The sequence below is a fragment of the Haloarcula salina genome (assembly GCF_049603855.1).
GTDB classification, from domain to species: domain Archaea; phylum Halobacteriota; class Halobacteria; order Halobacteriales; family Haloarculaceae; genus Haloarcula; species Haloarcula salina_A.
Window position 1 is genome coordinate 2,674,017 of sequence record NZ_CP187146.1, and the last position, 14,172, is coordinate 2,688,188.

Consider the following 14,172-nt stretch of genomic DNA (forward strand, 5'->3'; position numbering starts at 1 on the left):
CATGGCCGAGAGGGACGGGCCCGGCGACTCGGCTGACGCGGAGGAGCGCGGCGACTCGGGCGGCGCGTTCGACTACGACGTGGCCGTCGTCGGCGGCGGCCCGGCCGGCTGTTCGGCCGGCGTCTTCACCGCCCGCGAGGGGCTGTCGACGGTCGTCTTCGACCGCGGGCGCTCCTCGCTCAAACGATGTGCCCACCTGGAGAACTACCTCGGCTTCCCCGCCGGCATCGACGTGGAGACGCTGTACAACCTGTTCCACGCTCACGCCGAGACGGCGGGCTGTACGCTCGTCTCAGACATGGTGACGACGGTCGACCGGGCCGACGGCGCGGGGTTCGCGGTGGAGTTGCAGGAGGGGGACCCGGTCACCGCCCGCCGGGTGGTCGCGGCGACGCGCTACGACGGGACGTACCTCCAGGGCCTCGACGGCGATGCGATGATCGAGACGAACGAGCACCACGGGGAAGAACACGAGCGCTTCGCCCGGGACTACGCCGACCGCGACGGGACGACGCCGGTCGACGGGCTGTACGTCGCCTCGCCGTCCGCGGGTGCGGATAGGCAGGCCATCCTCGCGGCGGCCCGCGGCGCGCGCGCCGGCCGCAGAATCGTCGCCGACGCCCGCCGTGGCGACGGCTGGTGGGAGAGCGTCGCCGAGGACGTGGACTGGGTCCGGCGCGAGGCCGAACTCGACGACGAGTGGACCGACCGCGAGCGGTGGGTGGAGTGGTTCGACGAGCGCTACGCCGCGGATGCGCCCGTCGACACGGACTCGGAGCGGTATCGGCAGGTCCGGGAGGCGGCCGTCGAGCACGTCCGATCGGCGTACATCGACCCGGACGAAATCGAGGAGCGAGCGGAGCAAGGACAGGAAGCGCTGGCCGCGCACCTCGACGCCGAAGCGGTGGTCGACGGCGTCGGCGAACGCGCCCTGCTGGAAGCGATAGACGACGACGCGATTCGCAGCCACGTCGAGGCCGGTGAGACACCGAGCGGCGACGGCGTTTAGGGCGGCCAAAACATCGAAGCGTTTAGGTAGTGTTAGGGCGGCCTAAACCACATGGTACCAGAACCGACGCGACGTGACGGACCGACGAGGCGAGAGTACGTGAAGTACGGCGGCGCGCTCGTCGGCGGCGGCCTGCTCGCCGGCTGTGCCGGTGACAGCGAGGGCGGGTCGGCGTCGACGGCCACCGACGCGGGACCGACCGAGACGGAGGCGGAGAGAGCGACGGAAACGGACTCCGAGACGGCGACGGCGACCGACGACGGCCCGTACTCGGTGTCGATGGAACCGGTCGGCGAGGTGACCTTCGAGTCGGCCCCAGAGCGATGGGTCGCGTACTGCGGCGAGTACGCCGACATGGCCGTCGCGCTGGGCCAGGCCGACGGCTTCGCCGGCATCGGCGGCGCGGACCGGTTCTACACTTACGTGTACGACGACCTCCCGGGCGTCGATATCGACGAAGCGACCCTCGAACAGTACGGGGAAGTGCGGACGAAAGAGGTATTCTACGAACTCGATGCCGACGTGCACTTCTACGACCCGGAGATGCTCAAAAACTGGTTCGACTGGGGGCAAGAGGACGTCGACGAGATCGCGTCGAACGTCGCGCCCTTCTTCGGGAACCTCCTCTTTCGGCGCTCGGACACGTGGCACGACTACCAGTTTTACACCCTCTACGAGGCCTTCGAGAAGGTGGCGCAGGTGTTCCAGGAACAGGCGCGCTTCGAGGCGTTCCAGTCACTTCACGACGAGTTCATCGGCGGCCTGCAGGAGCGGCTCCCGCCGGAAGACGAGCGCCCAGAGGTCTTCCTGACCTTCGAGGGGACGAACGAGCCGGCGACGTTCTCGCCGTATCGGCTCAGCGACAAGGGGACGAGCAAGAAGCAGTGGCGGGATCTCGGCGCGAAAGACGCCCTCATCGGCACCGACATCGAGAACCTCAGCACGACGAACCGCGGCGAACTCGACTACGAGAACCTCCTCGAAATCGACCCCGAGGTCATCCTCGTGCGCGGCCACGAGCGCAAGTCCGCCACGGAGTTCCGCGACGTTGTGCTCGGGTACATGCGGGACCACTCCGTCGCGAGCGAACTCACGGCCGTCCAGAACGGCCGGGTGTACCGCGGCGGCTACCTCCACCAGGGGCCGATTCACAACCTCTTCCTGACCGAGCGGGCGGCGAAGCAGCTCTACCCCGACGAGTTCGGTGAGGTGACCGGCGACGAGGAGCTGTTCGACCGCCAGCGCGTCGCCGACATCGTCACGGGGGCGTTCGACGAATGAGCGGCGACGGCCCGACCGAGAGCGGGGGCCCGACGCGCCGGGACGCGCTCAAGTTCGGCGGCGCGCTCGTCGGCGGCGGCCTGCTCGCCGGCTGTACCGGTGACGGCGACAGCGCGACGCCCGCGGCGACGGACGACGAGTCCGGAACTGCGACGACGACAGAGACGGACGCCGCGGCGACCGAATCGGCCACTGGCGACGGCTCCTACGCGGTGACGATGGAGCCCGTCGGAACCGTCCAGTTCGACGCTGTGCCGGAGACGATCGCGCCGTTCACTGCCGACTACATCGACATGCTGGTCGCGCTGGGCCACGGCGACGCGGCCCAGTCCATCTGGTACCGCGGGCGGTACAAGACGACCCACTACGAGGAGCTCGACGGCGTCTCCATCGACCTCTCGCGGCTCACCCAGCTCTGGAACGACGGCATCTCGAAGGAGCCGTTCTACGAGATGGACGCCGACCTGCACCTCATCGACCCCAACGCCCTGACGGACTGGTTCCAGGCGTGGTCAGAGCAGGACGTCGACGAGATCCGCGAGAACGTCGCGCCCTTCCTCGGGAACGTCATCTTCCGGCAGACCGACTCGTGGCACGACTACCGCTACTACTCGCTGTACGAGGCCTTCGAGAAGGTGGCCCAGGTGGTTCAGGAGCAGGCACGCTTCGAGGCCATCCGGGCCATCCACGATGACCTCGTCGCGACGGTCCAGTCTCGGCTCCCCGCCCCGGACGAGCGTCCGAACGCGGCGCTCATGTTCGCCGGCGAGGAGCCCGAGGAGTTCACGCCCTACCGCCTCTCCGGCACCGGCGCGAACAAGGAGCACTTCCACACGCTCGGGCTCTCGGACGCCTTCGCCGACAGCGGCGTCGAGGGGCTCTCGACGAGCGAGTCGGGGACCGTCGACTACGAGACGCTGCTGGAGATCGACCCCGACTCGCTGCTCCTTCGCTACCACCGGGAGGGCAAGACCCGCGAGGAGTTCGAGGCGTCGGTGCTCGACTATATGAAGGACCACGAGGTGGGCAGTCAGCTGACCGCCGTCCAGAACGACATGGTGTTCCGCGGCGGTCCCATCTACGCCGGGCCGCTGCACAACCTCTTCATGATCGAGCGGTACGCCACGGCGTACTTCCCCGACGCGTTCTCGGCGGACCGGCTGTTCGACCGCGAGCGCCTCGCCTCGATCATCACGGAGGGGGTCGAGGAATGACCGACGACGCGGACTCGCGACGCTCGCCGACGCGGCGGGACGCGCTCAGATTCGGCGGCGCGCTGCTGGGCGGCGGTCTGCTCGCCGGCTGTTCCGGGAGCGGAGACAGCGCGACGCCGTCTTCCCAGTCGACGGCCGACGGCGACGGGGCGTCCACCTCGACCGCGGACGCATCCGGCGACGGACAGCCGACCACGGCCGAGGGCTACTCGGTGTCGCTGTCACCCGCCGGGGAGGTGACCCTCGACGCCGTCCCGGAAGACGTGTTCACCGTCTACCCGCAGTACCTCGACATGGCCGTCGCGCTGGGCCACGGCGAGGCCGTGAACTCGGTGTACGTCCCCGAGATGTCGGGGACGACGATGAACCACTACTACCACCACTTAGACGGCGTCTCGCTCGACTGGGAGGGACTACACGACCCGCTCACCGACGGCTTCTCGAAGGAGTCGCTCTACGAGCGCGACAGCGACGTGCACCTCGTCGACCCCGCGTGGGTGTCGACACAGGAGGGGTGGAGCGCCGACGACGTGGCCGAGGTGGCCTCGACGCTCGCCCCCTGGGTCGGGAACTTCTACAGCGGGACCCACGACGACCCGCCGGAGGGCTACGCCGACTACGAGTACTACACCCTCTGGGAACTGTTCGGCAACGTCGCCGAGGTGTTCCAGGAGCAGGCTCGCTACGAGGCGCTCGCGCAGGTCCACTCGGACCTGGTCTCGCACGTCCAGTCGAACCTCCCGCCGCGGGAGGAGCGCCCGACCGCGGTGCGCGCGACGCTGTCGAGCGACGGCTCGAAGTTCTGGACGTACCACCTCAACGAGCCCGGCTACTGGCTCGCGGACACGCGGCCGCTGGGGGCGACCGACGCGTTCGGCGACGAGGAGTGGAACGGGCTCTGGGGCACGGTCGACTACGAGGTGATGCTGGAGGCCGACCCGGACGTGTTCCTCCACCTCTGGGGGCTCACCCCGAGCTACAGCATGGCCGACACCCGCTCGACGCTCGAAGCCAACGCCGCCGGCAGCCAGCTGACCGCGGTGAAAGAGGGGCGCGTCTACCCCGCCGGGATGCGCTATCAGGGTCCCATCATGAACCTCTTTCAGATCGAAATGGGCGCGAAGCAGCTCTACCCCGACATCTTCGGCGCGTGGCCCGGCTACGAGGACGGGGACCACTACCCCGAGATTCCCGAAGACGAACGGCTGTTCGACCGCCAGCGCGTCGCCGACATCGTCACCGGAGGGAGCTGACCATGGACGACACCACCGCGTCACCGACCCGCAGAGACTACATCAAGTACGGCGGCGCTGTCGTCGGCGGCGGTCTCCTCGCTGGCTGTGCCGACAGCGGACCTCAGTCGTCACCGACCGACGGACACCCGGCGACCGACAGCCAGACGGACCGCGCGACGACCGACGACGGGTACTCGGTGACGATGTCGCCGATGGGCGAGGTGACCTTCGACGCCGTCCCGGAGGACGTGTTCACGATACTGACCCACCACGCGGGCATGGCGCTCGCGCTGGGTCGCGCCGACGCGATCAACGCGATGCACGCGCCGGAGTACTACCAGTCGCTGTGGAACAAGTTCCTGCACCGCCTCGACGGCGTCGCCGTCGACTGGACCGGCCTGTACTCCTCGTGGCCGCCGTCGAAGGAGAAGCTCTACGAACTCGACAGCGACGTGCACCTCGCCGACCCGGCGAAGGTCGACTCGGCTGAAGGGTGGAGCACCGACGACGTGGCCGAGGTCACGGCGAACGTCGCGCCGTTCTTCGGCAACACTTTCAGCGCGACCCACCAGCAACCCCCCGAGGCGTGGGCCGACGGCTACGAGTACTACACGCTCTGGGAGATATTCGAGAAGGTCGCGCAGGTGTTCCAGGAGCAGGCCCGCTACGAGGCGCTCGCCGAGGTGCGCGCCTCGATGCTCGACCGTATCGAGTCGGGGCTTCCGCCCGAGAGCGAGCGCCCGAGCGCGGCGCTGGTGCTCTTTTCGACCTCCGACGACCAGATGTGGGGGTACAAGCTGAACTATCCGGGATACTACGCCGCGCACACGCGGCCGCTCGGCGCGACTGACGCGCTGGCGGCGGCCGTCGGCGAGGGCTACGGTGACGACGGCCGGAATCTCACGCTTGACTTCGAACTGCTCCTCGACGCCGATCCCGACGTGCTCCTCGTCCTCGGCCCGATGACGGACTACCACGACATCGACGAGATCCGATCGACACTCGCTGACCACGACGTGGCCAGCGCGATGACCGCCGTCGAAGAAGGGCGGGCCTACACCCAGGGGACGCGAAACCAGGGCCCCATCGTGAACCTCTTCCAGACGGAGATGGCCGCGAAACAGCTCTATCCCGACGCCTTCGGCGAGTGGCCGGGCTACGAGGACGGCGAGCCCTACCCGAAGATACCGGAAGACGAACAGCTGTTCGACCGCCAGCGCGTCGCCGACATCGTCAATGGAGCGTTCGAACAGTGAGTGACGACACCACACCGACGCGACGGGAGTGCCTGAAGTACGGCGGCGCGGTCGTCGGCGGCGGCCTCCTCGCGGGCTGTACGGGGGGCGAAGCGGACACCGAAGCACAGCGCACCAGCGCGGGCGGGACAGCGACAGCGAGCGAGGCGGAACCGACACCGACAACGCCGAAGACGACCACCGACACGGCGTACGACGTGACGATCGAGCCCGCGGGGACGGTCACGTTCCCGTCCGTTCCGGACATCTGGGTCGCCGAGAACGCGAGCTGGGCCGACATGGGCGTCGCACTCGGGCTCGGAAAGCCGAGCGCCGTGGTCCTCACCGGAGAGTACCGGACGTGGCACTACGAGGACGTTCCGGGGCTTTCGGCGAGCAAGGACGGGATGACCTCGCTGTGGCAGGACGGCATCGCGAAGGAGTTGCTGTACGACATCGACGCCGACGTACACTTCATCGACCCGAACTACCTGGTGAATCTCATCCCGAACTGGGAGCGCGCCGACGTCAAGGAGATCGCCGAGAACGTCGGCCCCGTCTGTGGGAACACCAGCTTCTCCACCTATCCCTGGCACGAGGGGTACCCGTACTACGACCTGTACGAGGCCACCGAGAAGGTCGCACAGGTGTTCCACCGAACAGATCGGTATCGAGCCCTCAAGACCCTGCACGACGAGACCATCTCGGGAATCCGGGACCGGCTTCCGCCGGAAGGCGACCGGCCAGAGGTCGCGCTGCTCTCGCCCGGCTCCCCCGAGCCCGAGAAGTTCTATCCCTATCGAATCGGCGAGACGACGGCCTACAAGCACTGGCGCGACCTCGGCGTGAGCGACGCGCTCGCCGACACCGACATCCAGAGCTTCACGTCCGACCGCGGGACAATCGATTTCGAAGCGCTGCTGGAAATCGACCCGGAAGTGCTGCTGTTTTACACCGACAGGCACCGGACGCCCGCTGCGTTCCGGGAGACGTATCTCTCTCACCTCCAGGGGCACGATACCGGACAGACCCTCACCGCGGTCCAGAACGGCGAGGTACACCCGGCCGGTGGGATGTATCAGGGCCCGATACTCAATCTCTCGAAGACCGAGCGCGCCGCGAAGCAGCTCTACCCCGGGGAGTTCGACGCGGACGAACAGCTCTACGACCGCCAGCGCGTCGCGGACATCGTCGCCGGGAATATCTGAGGGGTACCCGGGACAGCACAACGGATTTACCGCGGTCGCCCCATCTATCGACGATGGGGTCAGACGGGTCGAACAGCGGGAGGCGGTCGAAGGTCGCGCAACTCATCGAGTCGTACGAACTGGGCGCGATGGGCTCTGAGCTAGAGGCCGCGTGGCTCGGCGACGGCCAGGAACGCCAGGGCCTGCGAACGCTGGCCGACCGCTTCAACCGGGCGCTGCTCATCGCCGAGATCCGCGACGCCACCATGGACGTGGTCGACGGCGAGCCCGAGAACTTCTATCGGCTGCTGACCGCCGACGGCGTGAGCGCTGGCAAGCGAATCGAGGCCGAGAACCGCCTCGAACGCGCCGGCGTCGACGTGGACGGCCTGCGAGACGACTTCGTCACGTACCAGGCCATCCGCCACTACCTCACCGAGGTGCGCGGTGCCACCTACGAGTGCGACACGGACAGCGGCCAGGTCGAGCGCGAGCGCGGGAGCATCGACCGCCTGCGCAGCCGCGTGGAGACCATCGTCCGCGACACGGTCGACCGGCTGAACGCTGCCGGGAAGCTCTCGGTCGGCGAGTACCGTGTCTTCGTCACCGTCGACATCCTCTGTTCCGAGTGCGGGTCGCGATACAGCGTCAGCGACCTGCTCCGGCGCGGCGGCTGTGACTGCGAGTAGCCGACTCAGATCTCGTCGACGCGGTCGTACCGCTCCGGGAGCGCCTGCGCGTCCTCCGGGAGCAGCGCGACGACGAGGAACGCGGGGAAGTCGGCGAAGTACTCCACCAGTTCGGCGATGCGCTCGGCGTCGATGGCCTCCAGCGAGTCGAGCAGCATGAACGGCACGTCCTCGTACACGTCGTGGACGAGGTAGCCGGCGAGCGCGAAGACGAGGCCGGTGACCTCGCGCTCGCTCTCGCTCAGGTGGTCGACCGTGTCCTCGTAGACCGTGCCGCCCTCGGTGCTGCGGACGACGTGGAGGTCGAACGTCGAACCGGCGTCGCCGTCGTCGACGCCCTCGGTCGGCGTGTCCGTCCGTTCGAGCCAGATGCGCTCGATGTTGGCGTATTCGAGGAGGTCGAGGACCTCGGCCATCTTCTCGTTGAACTGCTCGGTCGCCTCGGCCTCCAGGCGGTCGATCCGCGACCGGAGGTCGACCAGCTCGTCGACGACCGCCTCGCGCTCGGCGACCAGTTCGTCGTCGCGCCGGATCTCCGCCTCCATCTCGGTGATCTCGTCGGTCACCTCGTCCAGTTCGGATTCGAGGCGGTCGAGTTCCAGTTCCAGTTCGTTGGCTTCCGTGTGGAGTTCGAGCACCTCGTCGAACCCCTCGGTCCGGAGCTCGGTCACCCGCTCTTCGAGGGCCGCGACGCGGTCGGAGAGGTTGTCACGCCGCTGGCGGAGGTCGGTCACCGTCGACTGTCGACGGTCGATCTCGTCGTCGACGCCGTCGATCGTCTCGCGCAGGTCACGCGTCCGAGAGAGGGTGTCGCTGATGTCCCGGCGCTGCTCCAGCAGGTCGTCGAGTTCGGCCTCGATGTCGTCGATGTCGTCGAGGGTCTCCTGGCGGTGCTCCCGCATGCGCTCGATGGTCGACTCGATCCGCTCGGCCTTGACGTGCGAACCGCAGGTCCAGCAGGTCGTCTTCGAGCCCTGGTAGAGCTGGTCGGTGATGTCGCCGACGCTCTCGGGCTTCCCGGCTATCGCGTCGGTGATCTGGGAGTGTTCGCCGGCCAGCAGTTCTTCGTTGAATCCGATGACGTTCTGGAGACGGGTGGTGTACTCGGAGAGCTCTCGCTTTCGCTCCCGGAGCCGTTCGACGTCCGCTTCGATCGCGTCGAGGCGGTCGTCGGGCGCGTCCGGGAGGCCGGCCAGTTCGGCGGCGAGGCGACCCCGCTCGTCGCGCAGCGCTGCGATGCTCTCCTGTTCCGATTGGATCTCGTCGCGCACGCGCTTGAGTTCGGAACGGGTCGCCTGGAGTTCGTCCAGCGCCGTCTCCAGTTCGTCGCGGTTCTCGCGGGTCGTCTCCAGATCCAGGTCGCGCTCGTCGATTCGCTCCTCGACGCGTTCCAGGTCCGCTCTGACGTCGGTGACCTCCTCGCGGAGGTCCGCGCGCCGGCGTTCGAGGTCGGGGAGGTCGCGTTTGAGCGACGCGATGTGGTCGAGTTCGTCGTCGATCTCCTGCTTTCGCTCCTCCGCTTCGCTGATCTCCCGGCGGATGGCGGTCACGTCGATCGGCCGCATGATGATCTCCCGGAGGTCGTCGCCGCGCTCGACCGCGCGGCGGGCCTCGTTGTCCTCCAGGAGGAACGCGAACAGGTCCGCCATCGTCGCGTCGGCGAGCAGTCCGGCCCCGGAGCCGACGACGCCGTCCTGGGTCCGCGTGACCGTCCGCTCGTAGGTCTCGCCGGAGAGTTCGAGTTCGACGCGGCCCCTGTCGGCGTCGCCCTTGACGCTCGCCCACTCGCTGCCGTGGGCCGCCATCACGGCCTGGAGAAACGAGGTCCGGTTGGTCGCGTTCCGGCCGCGGAGGACCGTCACGCCGGGGGCGACCTCGACCGTCGTCTCGTCGATCCCACCGATGTTCTCGACGGAAAACGTGGCTGTCCCCTCGGTCACCGGGAGTGAGCCCATGGTCCCATCTGTGCGAGTCACCGGCATAAGCACTGTGACGCGCGCGGCGGCGACCGAGCGGACGACCGGAGCCGACGCGCGAAAAGGCTAACAAGCATATGTCTGTTAGTCCATGGCTCGGCGGGGACTGGTTCCGATCATCAACAATCGTGCAAATCCATATTTCGAACAGAATCGATAGCGATCGGTCACAAACGCGTACACTTATCTATGCCCTTCTATGTAGCTGTCACCGTCGGACACAATGGCATCAAACAGAGCAGAGAGCGCCCTGCGCTCTCACGTGACCTCCGTCAAGGAGGACCTGATGACGGGCGTATCGTTCATGATTCCCTTCGTGACCATCGGCGGGATCTTCCTGGCCGTCGCGTACGCGGTGGGAGACACGCAGGCGGTCTTCGACAACACCGGGTCGGCCGGCTGGTTCCTGGCCCAGATCGGCGTCGCGGGGCTGACCATCATGGTCCCGATCCTCGGTGGCTACATCGCGTACGCCATCGCAGACCGCCCGGGGCTCGCACCGGGCTTCCTGCTGGCGTACATCCTCCAGCAGGGGACTGTCGTCTCGGAGGCGGCGACGGTCATCGGCCTCTCGGGCGGCGAGGCCGGGGCGGGCTACCTCGGCGCGATCGTGGCCGGGCTGCTCGCGGGCTACGTCGCGCGCTTCTTCAAGAACCTCGACGTCCCGGAGTTCATCCAGCCGATGATGCCCGTGTTGCTCATCCCGGTGGCGACGATGGCCGTCCTGACGCCCATCATGCTGTTCGTGCTGGGCGTCCCGGTCGCGCTCGCTAACGAGGCGCTGACCTCCTTCCTCCAGTCGATGCGCGGCGGACAGGCGATCGTCGTGGGCCTCGTCCTCGGCGGCATGATGGCCTTCGACATGGGCGGTCCCGTCAACAAGGTCTCCTACGTGTTCGCGACCGGGCTCATCACCGAGGAGATCTACGCGCCGATGGCCGCGGTCATGATCGGCGGGATGATCCCCCCGATCGGCCTGGCGCTCTCGAACTTCATCGCGCCCCACAAGTACGCGGCCGAGATGTACGAGAACGCCAAGAGCGGCGTCGTGCTGGGCTTCTCGTTCATCACCGAGGGCGCAATTCCGTACGCGGCCGCAGACCCGCTCCGCGTCATCCCGGCCATCGTCGCCGGTAGCGCCGTCGGCGGCGGGATGTCCATGGCGCTGGGCGTGACGATGCCCGCCCCTCACGGCGGCATCTTCGTCATCCCGCTGTCGAACAAGCCGCTCATGTTCCTCGCGAGCATCCTCGTCGGCTCGCTGGTCACGGCCGTCATCGCGACGGTCATCAAGCCCGACTTCGAGGACCGCGTCGACACGGGCGCGGAGACGAGCGCCGCACAGCCGACCGACGACTGACGACAGATTACACCAATGACAGACGCACTCGAAGCCGACGACATCGACGAACTGATCCCGGCGAGCCACATCTCGCTGTCGGAACCGCCCGCCGAGAAGGAGGCCTGCATCGAGTACCTGCTCGACCTGCTGGTCGAGGCCGACCGGGTCGAGGACCGCGAGACGGCGCTCGACGCGCTGCTGGAGCGCGAGTCCGAGACCACGACCGGCGTCGGCATGGGTATCGGCATCCCCCACGCGAAGACCGACGCGGTGAGTCGCCCCTCGCTCGCGTTCGTCCGCTCCGAGGACGGCGTCGACTTCGGCTCGATGGACGGCGAGCCGGCGACGCTCATCTTCATGATCCTCGTGCCGGCTTCGGGCAGCGAAGACCACCTCAAGATCCTCAGCTCCCTCTCGCGAGGACTGATGCACGACGAGGTCCGCGACGACCTGCACGCGGCCGAGGACGAGGCCGCCGTCCAGGACGCGCTCCGGGAGGCCATCGCATGAGCCCCGAGCGCGTCGTCACCATCGTCCCCGAGGCGGGCCTGCACGCCCGCCCGGCCTCCGCGTTCGTCCAGGCCGTCACCGACCACGACGCCGAGGTCTCGGCCGGGCCGCCGGACGGCGACCTCGTCCAGGCGGGGAGCATGATCGCCGTCACCAGCCTCGGAGCCGGCCAGGGCGACGAGCTCAAGCTGGTCGCCGAGGGCCCCGACGCCGAGGCCGTCCTCGACGAACTGGAGCGGATTCTCACCACGCCGGAGGAGGAACTGGACGCCTGACGATGGCCGAACGCACGCTCCGGGGGACCGGCGCGACGCCCCGCTCCGGCGTCGGGACGGTCGTCTGGTACGGCCGCGACATCTCGCTTCCGGACCCCGACGGCGAGGTGGACCCCGAGGCCGAAACCGAGCGGTTCGCCGACGCTGTCGAGACGGCCCGCGCCGAACTGGAGGCCGAGCGCGAAGCGACGGCCGAACGGGTCGGCGAGAGCGAGGCTGCCGTCTTCGACGCCCACATCCAGTTCCTCGAAGACCCGACCATCGAGGACGCCGTCGAGACGAGCATCGGCGACGGCGTGGACGCGGCCAACGCCGTCGACGACGCCTTCGGCGGACACATCGAGCAGTTCGAGGGCATGGACGGTCGGATGGCCGAGCGTGCGGACGACCTCCGGGACGTTCGCGACCGGCTCCTCCGACTGCTGACCGACGGCGAGCGCGTCGACCTGAGCGACCTGCCCGAAGGGAGCGTCGTACTCGCCGAGCGGCTGACGCCCAGCGACACGGCGCAACTCGACCCCGAGCGTGTCGCCGGCTTCGCGACGGTCACGGGCGGGCGGACCTCCCACGCGGCCATCTTCGCCCGCTCGCTCGCGCTGCCGGCCGTCGTCGGCGTCGGTGACGAACTGGAGAGTATCGAAGAGGGAACCGAGGTCGTCGTCGACGGCGACGCGGGGACGCTGCTGATCGAGCCGGACGACGACGAGCGCGAGGCGGCCGCGGCCGATTCGGGTGCGGCGGTCGTCGAGGCTGCGGTCGAGACGGCCGACGGCCGCGAGATCGAGATCGCGGCCAACGTCGGCCGCCCGGAGGAACTCGAACCCGCAGCCGACCGCGGGGCCGACGGCGTCGGCCTGTACCGGACCGAGTTCCTCTTTCTCGACCGGGAGACGCCCCCCTCCGAAGACGAGCAGTACGAGGCCGTTCGCGAGGCGCTCGACACGTTCCCCGAGGGCCGCGTCGTCGTCCGCACGCTGGACATCGGGGGCGACAAGCGCATCCCCTACCTCGACCTGCCCGAGGAGGAGAACCCCTTCCTCGGCGAGCGGGGCATCCGACGCTCGCTCGACCCCGACACGGACCTGTTTGCGACGCAACTGCGCGCGCTCCTGCGCGCCGCCGCCGACGGCGCTGGCGACCTCGCGGTCATGTTCCCGCTCGTCGCCACCGTCGAGGAACTCGACGCCGCGCTGGCGGCGCTCGACGACGCGGTCGCCGACCTCGAAGACCGCGGCGTCGCCGCTGAGCGGCCCGAAGTCGGCGTGATGATAGAGACGCCGAGCGCCGTGTTCATGGCCGACGAACTCGCCGCGCGCGTGGACTTCCTCTCCATCGGGACGAACGACCTCACGCAGTACGTGATGGCCGCCGACCGGGAGAACGAGCGCGTCGGCGACCTCCACGACCCGACGCATCCGGGCGTCCTGCGGGCCATCCACCGCACGGTCGAGGCGGCCCACGACGGGGACGCCTGGGTCGGGATGTGCGGCGAGATGGCCGGCGACCCGGACCTGACGGAACTGCTGGTCGGTCTCGGCCTCGACGAACTCAGCATGAGCGCCGTCACGATTCCCGACGTGAAAGCCGCCGTTCGGGAGACGGAGTACAGCACCGCGAGCGAGCGCGCCGACGCCGCTCGTCTCGCCGCAACGCGCAGCGCGGTACACGACACGATAGATACATGAAACTCGTCGCAGTCACGTCCTGCCCGACTGGGATCGCCCACAGTCAGATGGCAGCCGAGAACCTGGAACAGACAGCCGAACAGCTGGGCCACGACATCAAGGTCGAGGTCCAGGGCGCGATGGGCGCGGAGAACGAGCTCTCCGCGGCCGACATCGAGGCCGCCGACGCGGTCATCATCGCGGCCGACACGGCGGTCAACCGGGACCGCTTCGAGAACGTCCCGCTCGTCAAGGGGACCGTCAAGGACGCGGTCAACGACGCCGAAGGCATGATCGAAGAGGCCCTCGCCGCTGCCGATGGCGACGCCGACACCAGTAGTGCGAGTGCGGGCGGTGCCGGCCAGTCAGACGCCGGCAGCGATGGCGACGGCGGCCAGCAACGCCGTCGCGGCGGCGACCGCTCGAAGAGCCTCGTCGCGCGGCTGAAGCGACTGTTCAGTTGAACGCTCGCGAGTAGTTCGCCGACACACGCGTCCGAACGCGGACGCGAACGAATCCGATCAGCCGACCACAACTTCGCCACTTTCTCTACGG

At 68.4% G+C, this 14,172-nt stretch carries 13 protein-coding genes; 12 read left to right on the forward strand and 1 reads right to left on the reverse strand.

Going from position 1 to position 14,172, the window contains the following annotated elements; all coding sequences use genetic code 11:
* Position 1: 1 nt before the first annotated feature.
* The 7 genes from ACOZ4I_RS13555 to rdfA are packed head-to-tail and all read left to right on the forward strand — an operon-like array spanning position 2 to position 7,850.
* Entirely contained in the window at positions 2-1,009 is a 1,008-nt protein-coding gene (locus ACOZ4I_RS13555; RefSeq protein WP_424000400.1) for an NAD(P)/FAD-dependent oxidoreductase, read from the forward strand.
* A 51-nt stretch (positions 1,010-1,060) separates the two neighbouring features.
* A complete protein-coding gene (locus ACOZ4I_RS13560) occupies positions 1,061-2,290 on the forward strand; it encodes an ABC transporter substrate-binding protein (RefSeq protein WP_424000402.1) in 1,230 nt (409 codons plus the stop codon).
* Positions 2,287-3,504 carry an ABC transporter substrate-binding protein gene (locus tag ACOZ4I_RS13565; protein ID WP_424000404.1) on the forward strand — a complete coding sequence of 406 codons (1,218 nt, stop codon included), beginning with the start codon at positions 2,287-2,289 and terminating at the stop codon, positions 3,502-3,504. The genes ACOZ4I_RS13560 and ACOZ4I_RS13565 overlap by 4 nt, the downstream gene beginning before the upstream one ends.
* Positions 3,501-4,757, forward strand: a complete 1,257-nt coding sequence (locus tag ACOZ4I_RS13570; protein WP_424000406.1) for an ABC transporter substrate-binding protein — start codon at positions 3,501-3,503, stop codon at positions 4,755-4,757. The genes ACOZ4I_RS13565 and ACOZ4I_RS13570 overlap by 4 nt, the downstream gene beginning before the upstream one ends.
* A gap of 2 nt (positions 4,758-4,759) precedes the next feature.
* Positions 4,760-5,995: an ABC transporter substrate-binding protein gene (locus tag ACOZ4I_RS13575; protein WP_424000408.1), complete on the forward strand. Its 1,236-nt coding sequence runs from the start codon at positions 4,760-4,762 to the stop codon at positions 5,993-5,995.
* Entirely contained in the window at positions 5,992-7,182 is a 1,191-nt protein-coding gene (locus ACOZ4I_RS13580; protein WP_424000410.1) for an ABC transporter substrate-binding protein, read from the forward strand. Before ACOZ4I_RS13575 ends, ACOZ4I_RS13580 begins: the two co-directional genes overlap by 4 nt.
* Before the next feature lie 53 nt (positions 7,183-7,235).
* The gene (gene rdfA, locus ACOZ4I_RS13585) at positions 7,236-7,850 is read left to right on the forward strand and encodes a rod-determining factor RdfA (RefSeq protein ID WP_424000412.1); all 615 of its coding nucleotides are present in this window, start codon (positions 7,236-7,238) and stop codon (positions 7,848-7,850) included.
* Between the two features lie 5 nt (positions 7,851-7,855).
* Here the strand turns inward: rdfA and ACOZ4I_RS13590 are convergent, their stop codons facing one another.
* The gene (locus ACOZ4I_RS13590) at positions 7,856-9,805 is read right to left on the reverse strand and encodes an archaea-specific SMC-related protein (RefSeq protein ID WP_424000414.1); all 1,950 of its coding nucleotides are present in this window, start codon (positions 9,803-9,805) and stop codon (positions 7,856-7,858) included.
* Between the two features lie 244 nt (positions 9,806-10,049).
* On the opposite strand from ACOZ4I_RS13590, the gene ACOZ4I_RS13595 reads away from it, so the two are divergent.
* The 5 genes from ACOZ4I_RS13595 to ACOZ4I_RS13615 are packed head-to-tail and all read left to right on the forward strand — an operon-like array spanning position 10,050 to position 14,081.
* Positions 10,050-11,186 carry a PTS fructose transporter subunit IIC gene (locus ACOZ4I_RS13595; protein WP_424000416.1) on the forward strand — a complete coding sequence of 379 codons (1,137 nt, stop codon included), beginning with the start codon at positions 10,050-10,052 and terminating at the stop codon, positions 11,184-11,186.
* A 15-nt stretch (positions 11,187-11,201) separates the two neighbouring features.
* Entirely contained in the window at positions 11,202-11,678 is a 477-nt protein-coding gene (locus tag ACOZ4I_RS13600; protein ID WP_424000418.1) for a PTS sugar transporter subunit IIA, read from the forward strand.
* A complete protein-coding gene (locus ACOZ4I_RS13605) occupies positions 11,675-11,953 on the forward strand; it encodes an HPr family phosphocarrier protein (protein ID WP_424000420.1) in 279 nt (92 codons plus the stop codon). Before ACOZ4I_RS13600 ends, ACOZ4I_RS13605 begins: the two co-directional genes overlap by 4 nt.
* 2 nt (positions 11,954-11,955) lie before the next feature.
* Complete coding sequence (gene ptsP / locus ACOZ4I_RS13610) at positions 11,956-13,638, forward strand: phosphoenolpyruvate--protein phosphotransferase (protein WP_424000422.1); 1,683 nt, start codon at positions 11,956-11,958, stop codon at positions 13,636-13,638.
* Entirely contained in the window at positions 13,635-14,081 is a 447-nt protein-coding gene (locus ACOZ4I_RS13615) for a PTS fructose transporter subunit IIB (protein WP_424000424.1), read from the forward strand. Before ptsP ends, ACOZ4I_RS13615 begins: the two co-directional genes overlap by 4 nt.
* The last annotated feature ends 91 nt before the right edge of the window (positions 14,082-14,172 follow it).

Excerpts from the sequence above, each read along its gene's own strand:
- ACOZ4I_RS13570 (WP_424000406.1), top strand. The coding sequence starts at position 3,501 with ATGACCGACGACGCGGACTCGCGACGCTCGCCGACGCGGCGGGACGCG.
- ptsP (WP_424000422.1), top strand. The coding sequence starts at position 11,956 with ATGGCCGAACGCACGCTCCGGGGGACCGGCGCGACGCCCCGCTCCGGC.
- ACOZ4I_RS13595 (WP_424000416.1), top strand. The coding sequence starts at position 10,050 with ATGGCATCAAACAGAGCAGAGAGCGCCCTGCGCTCTCACGTGACCTCC.
- ACOZ4I_RS13565 (WP_424000404.1), top strand. The coding sequence starts at position 2,287 with ATGAGCGGCGACGGCCCGACCGAGAGCGGGGGCCCGACGCGCCGGGAC.
- rdfA (WP_424000412.1), top strand. The coding sequence starts at position 7,236 with ATGGGGTCAGACGGGTCGAACAGCGGGAGGCGGTCGAAGGTCGCGCAA.
- ACOZ4I_RS13555 (WP_424000400.1), top strand. The coding sequence starts at position 2 with ATGGCCGAGAGGGACGGGCCCGGCGACTCGGCTGACGCGGAGGAGCGC.
- ACOZ4I_RS13590 (WP_424000414.1), bottom strand. The coding sequence starts at position 9,805 with ATGGGCTCACTCCCGGTGACCGAGGGGACAGCCACGTTTTCCGTCGAG.
- ACOZ4I_RS13560 (WP_424000402.1), top strand. The coding sequence starts at position 1,061 with ATGGTACCAGAACCGACGCGACGTGACGGACCGACGAGGCGAGAGTAC.
- ACOZ4I_RS13575 (WP_424000408.1), top strand. The coding sequence starts at position 4,760 with ATGGACGACACCACCGCGTCACCGACCCGCAGAGACTACATCAAGTAC.
- ACOZ4I_RS13600 (WP_424000418.1), top strand. The coding sequence starts at position 11,202 with ATGACAGACGCACTCGAAGCCGACGACATCGACGAACTGATCCCGGCG.
- ACOZ4I_RS13605 (WP_424000420.1), top strand. The coding sequence starts at position 11,675 with ATGAGCCCCGAGCGCGTCGTCACCATCGTCCCCGAGGCGGGCCTGCAC.
- ACOZ4I_RS13615 (WP_424000424.1), top strand. The coding sequence starts at position 13,635 with ATGAAACTCGTCGCAGTCACGTCCTGCCCGACTGGGATCGCCCACAGT.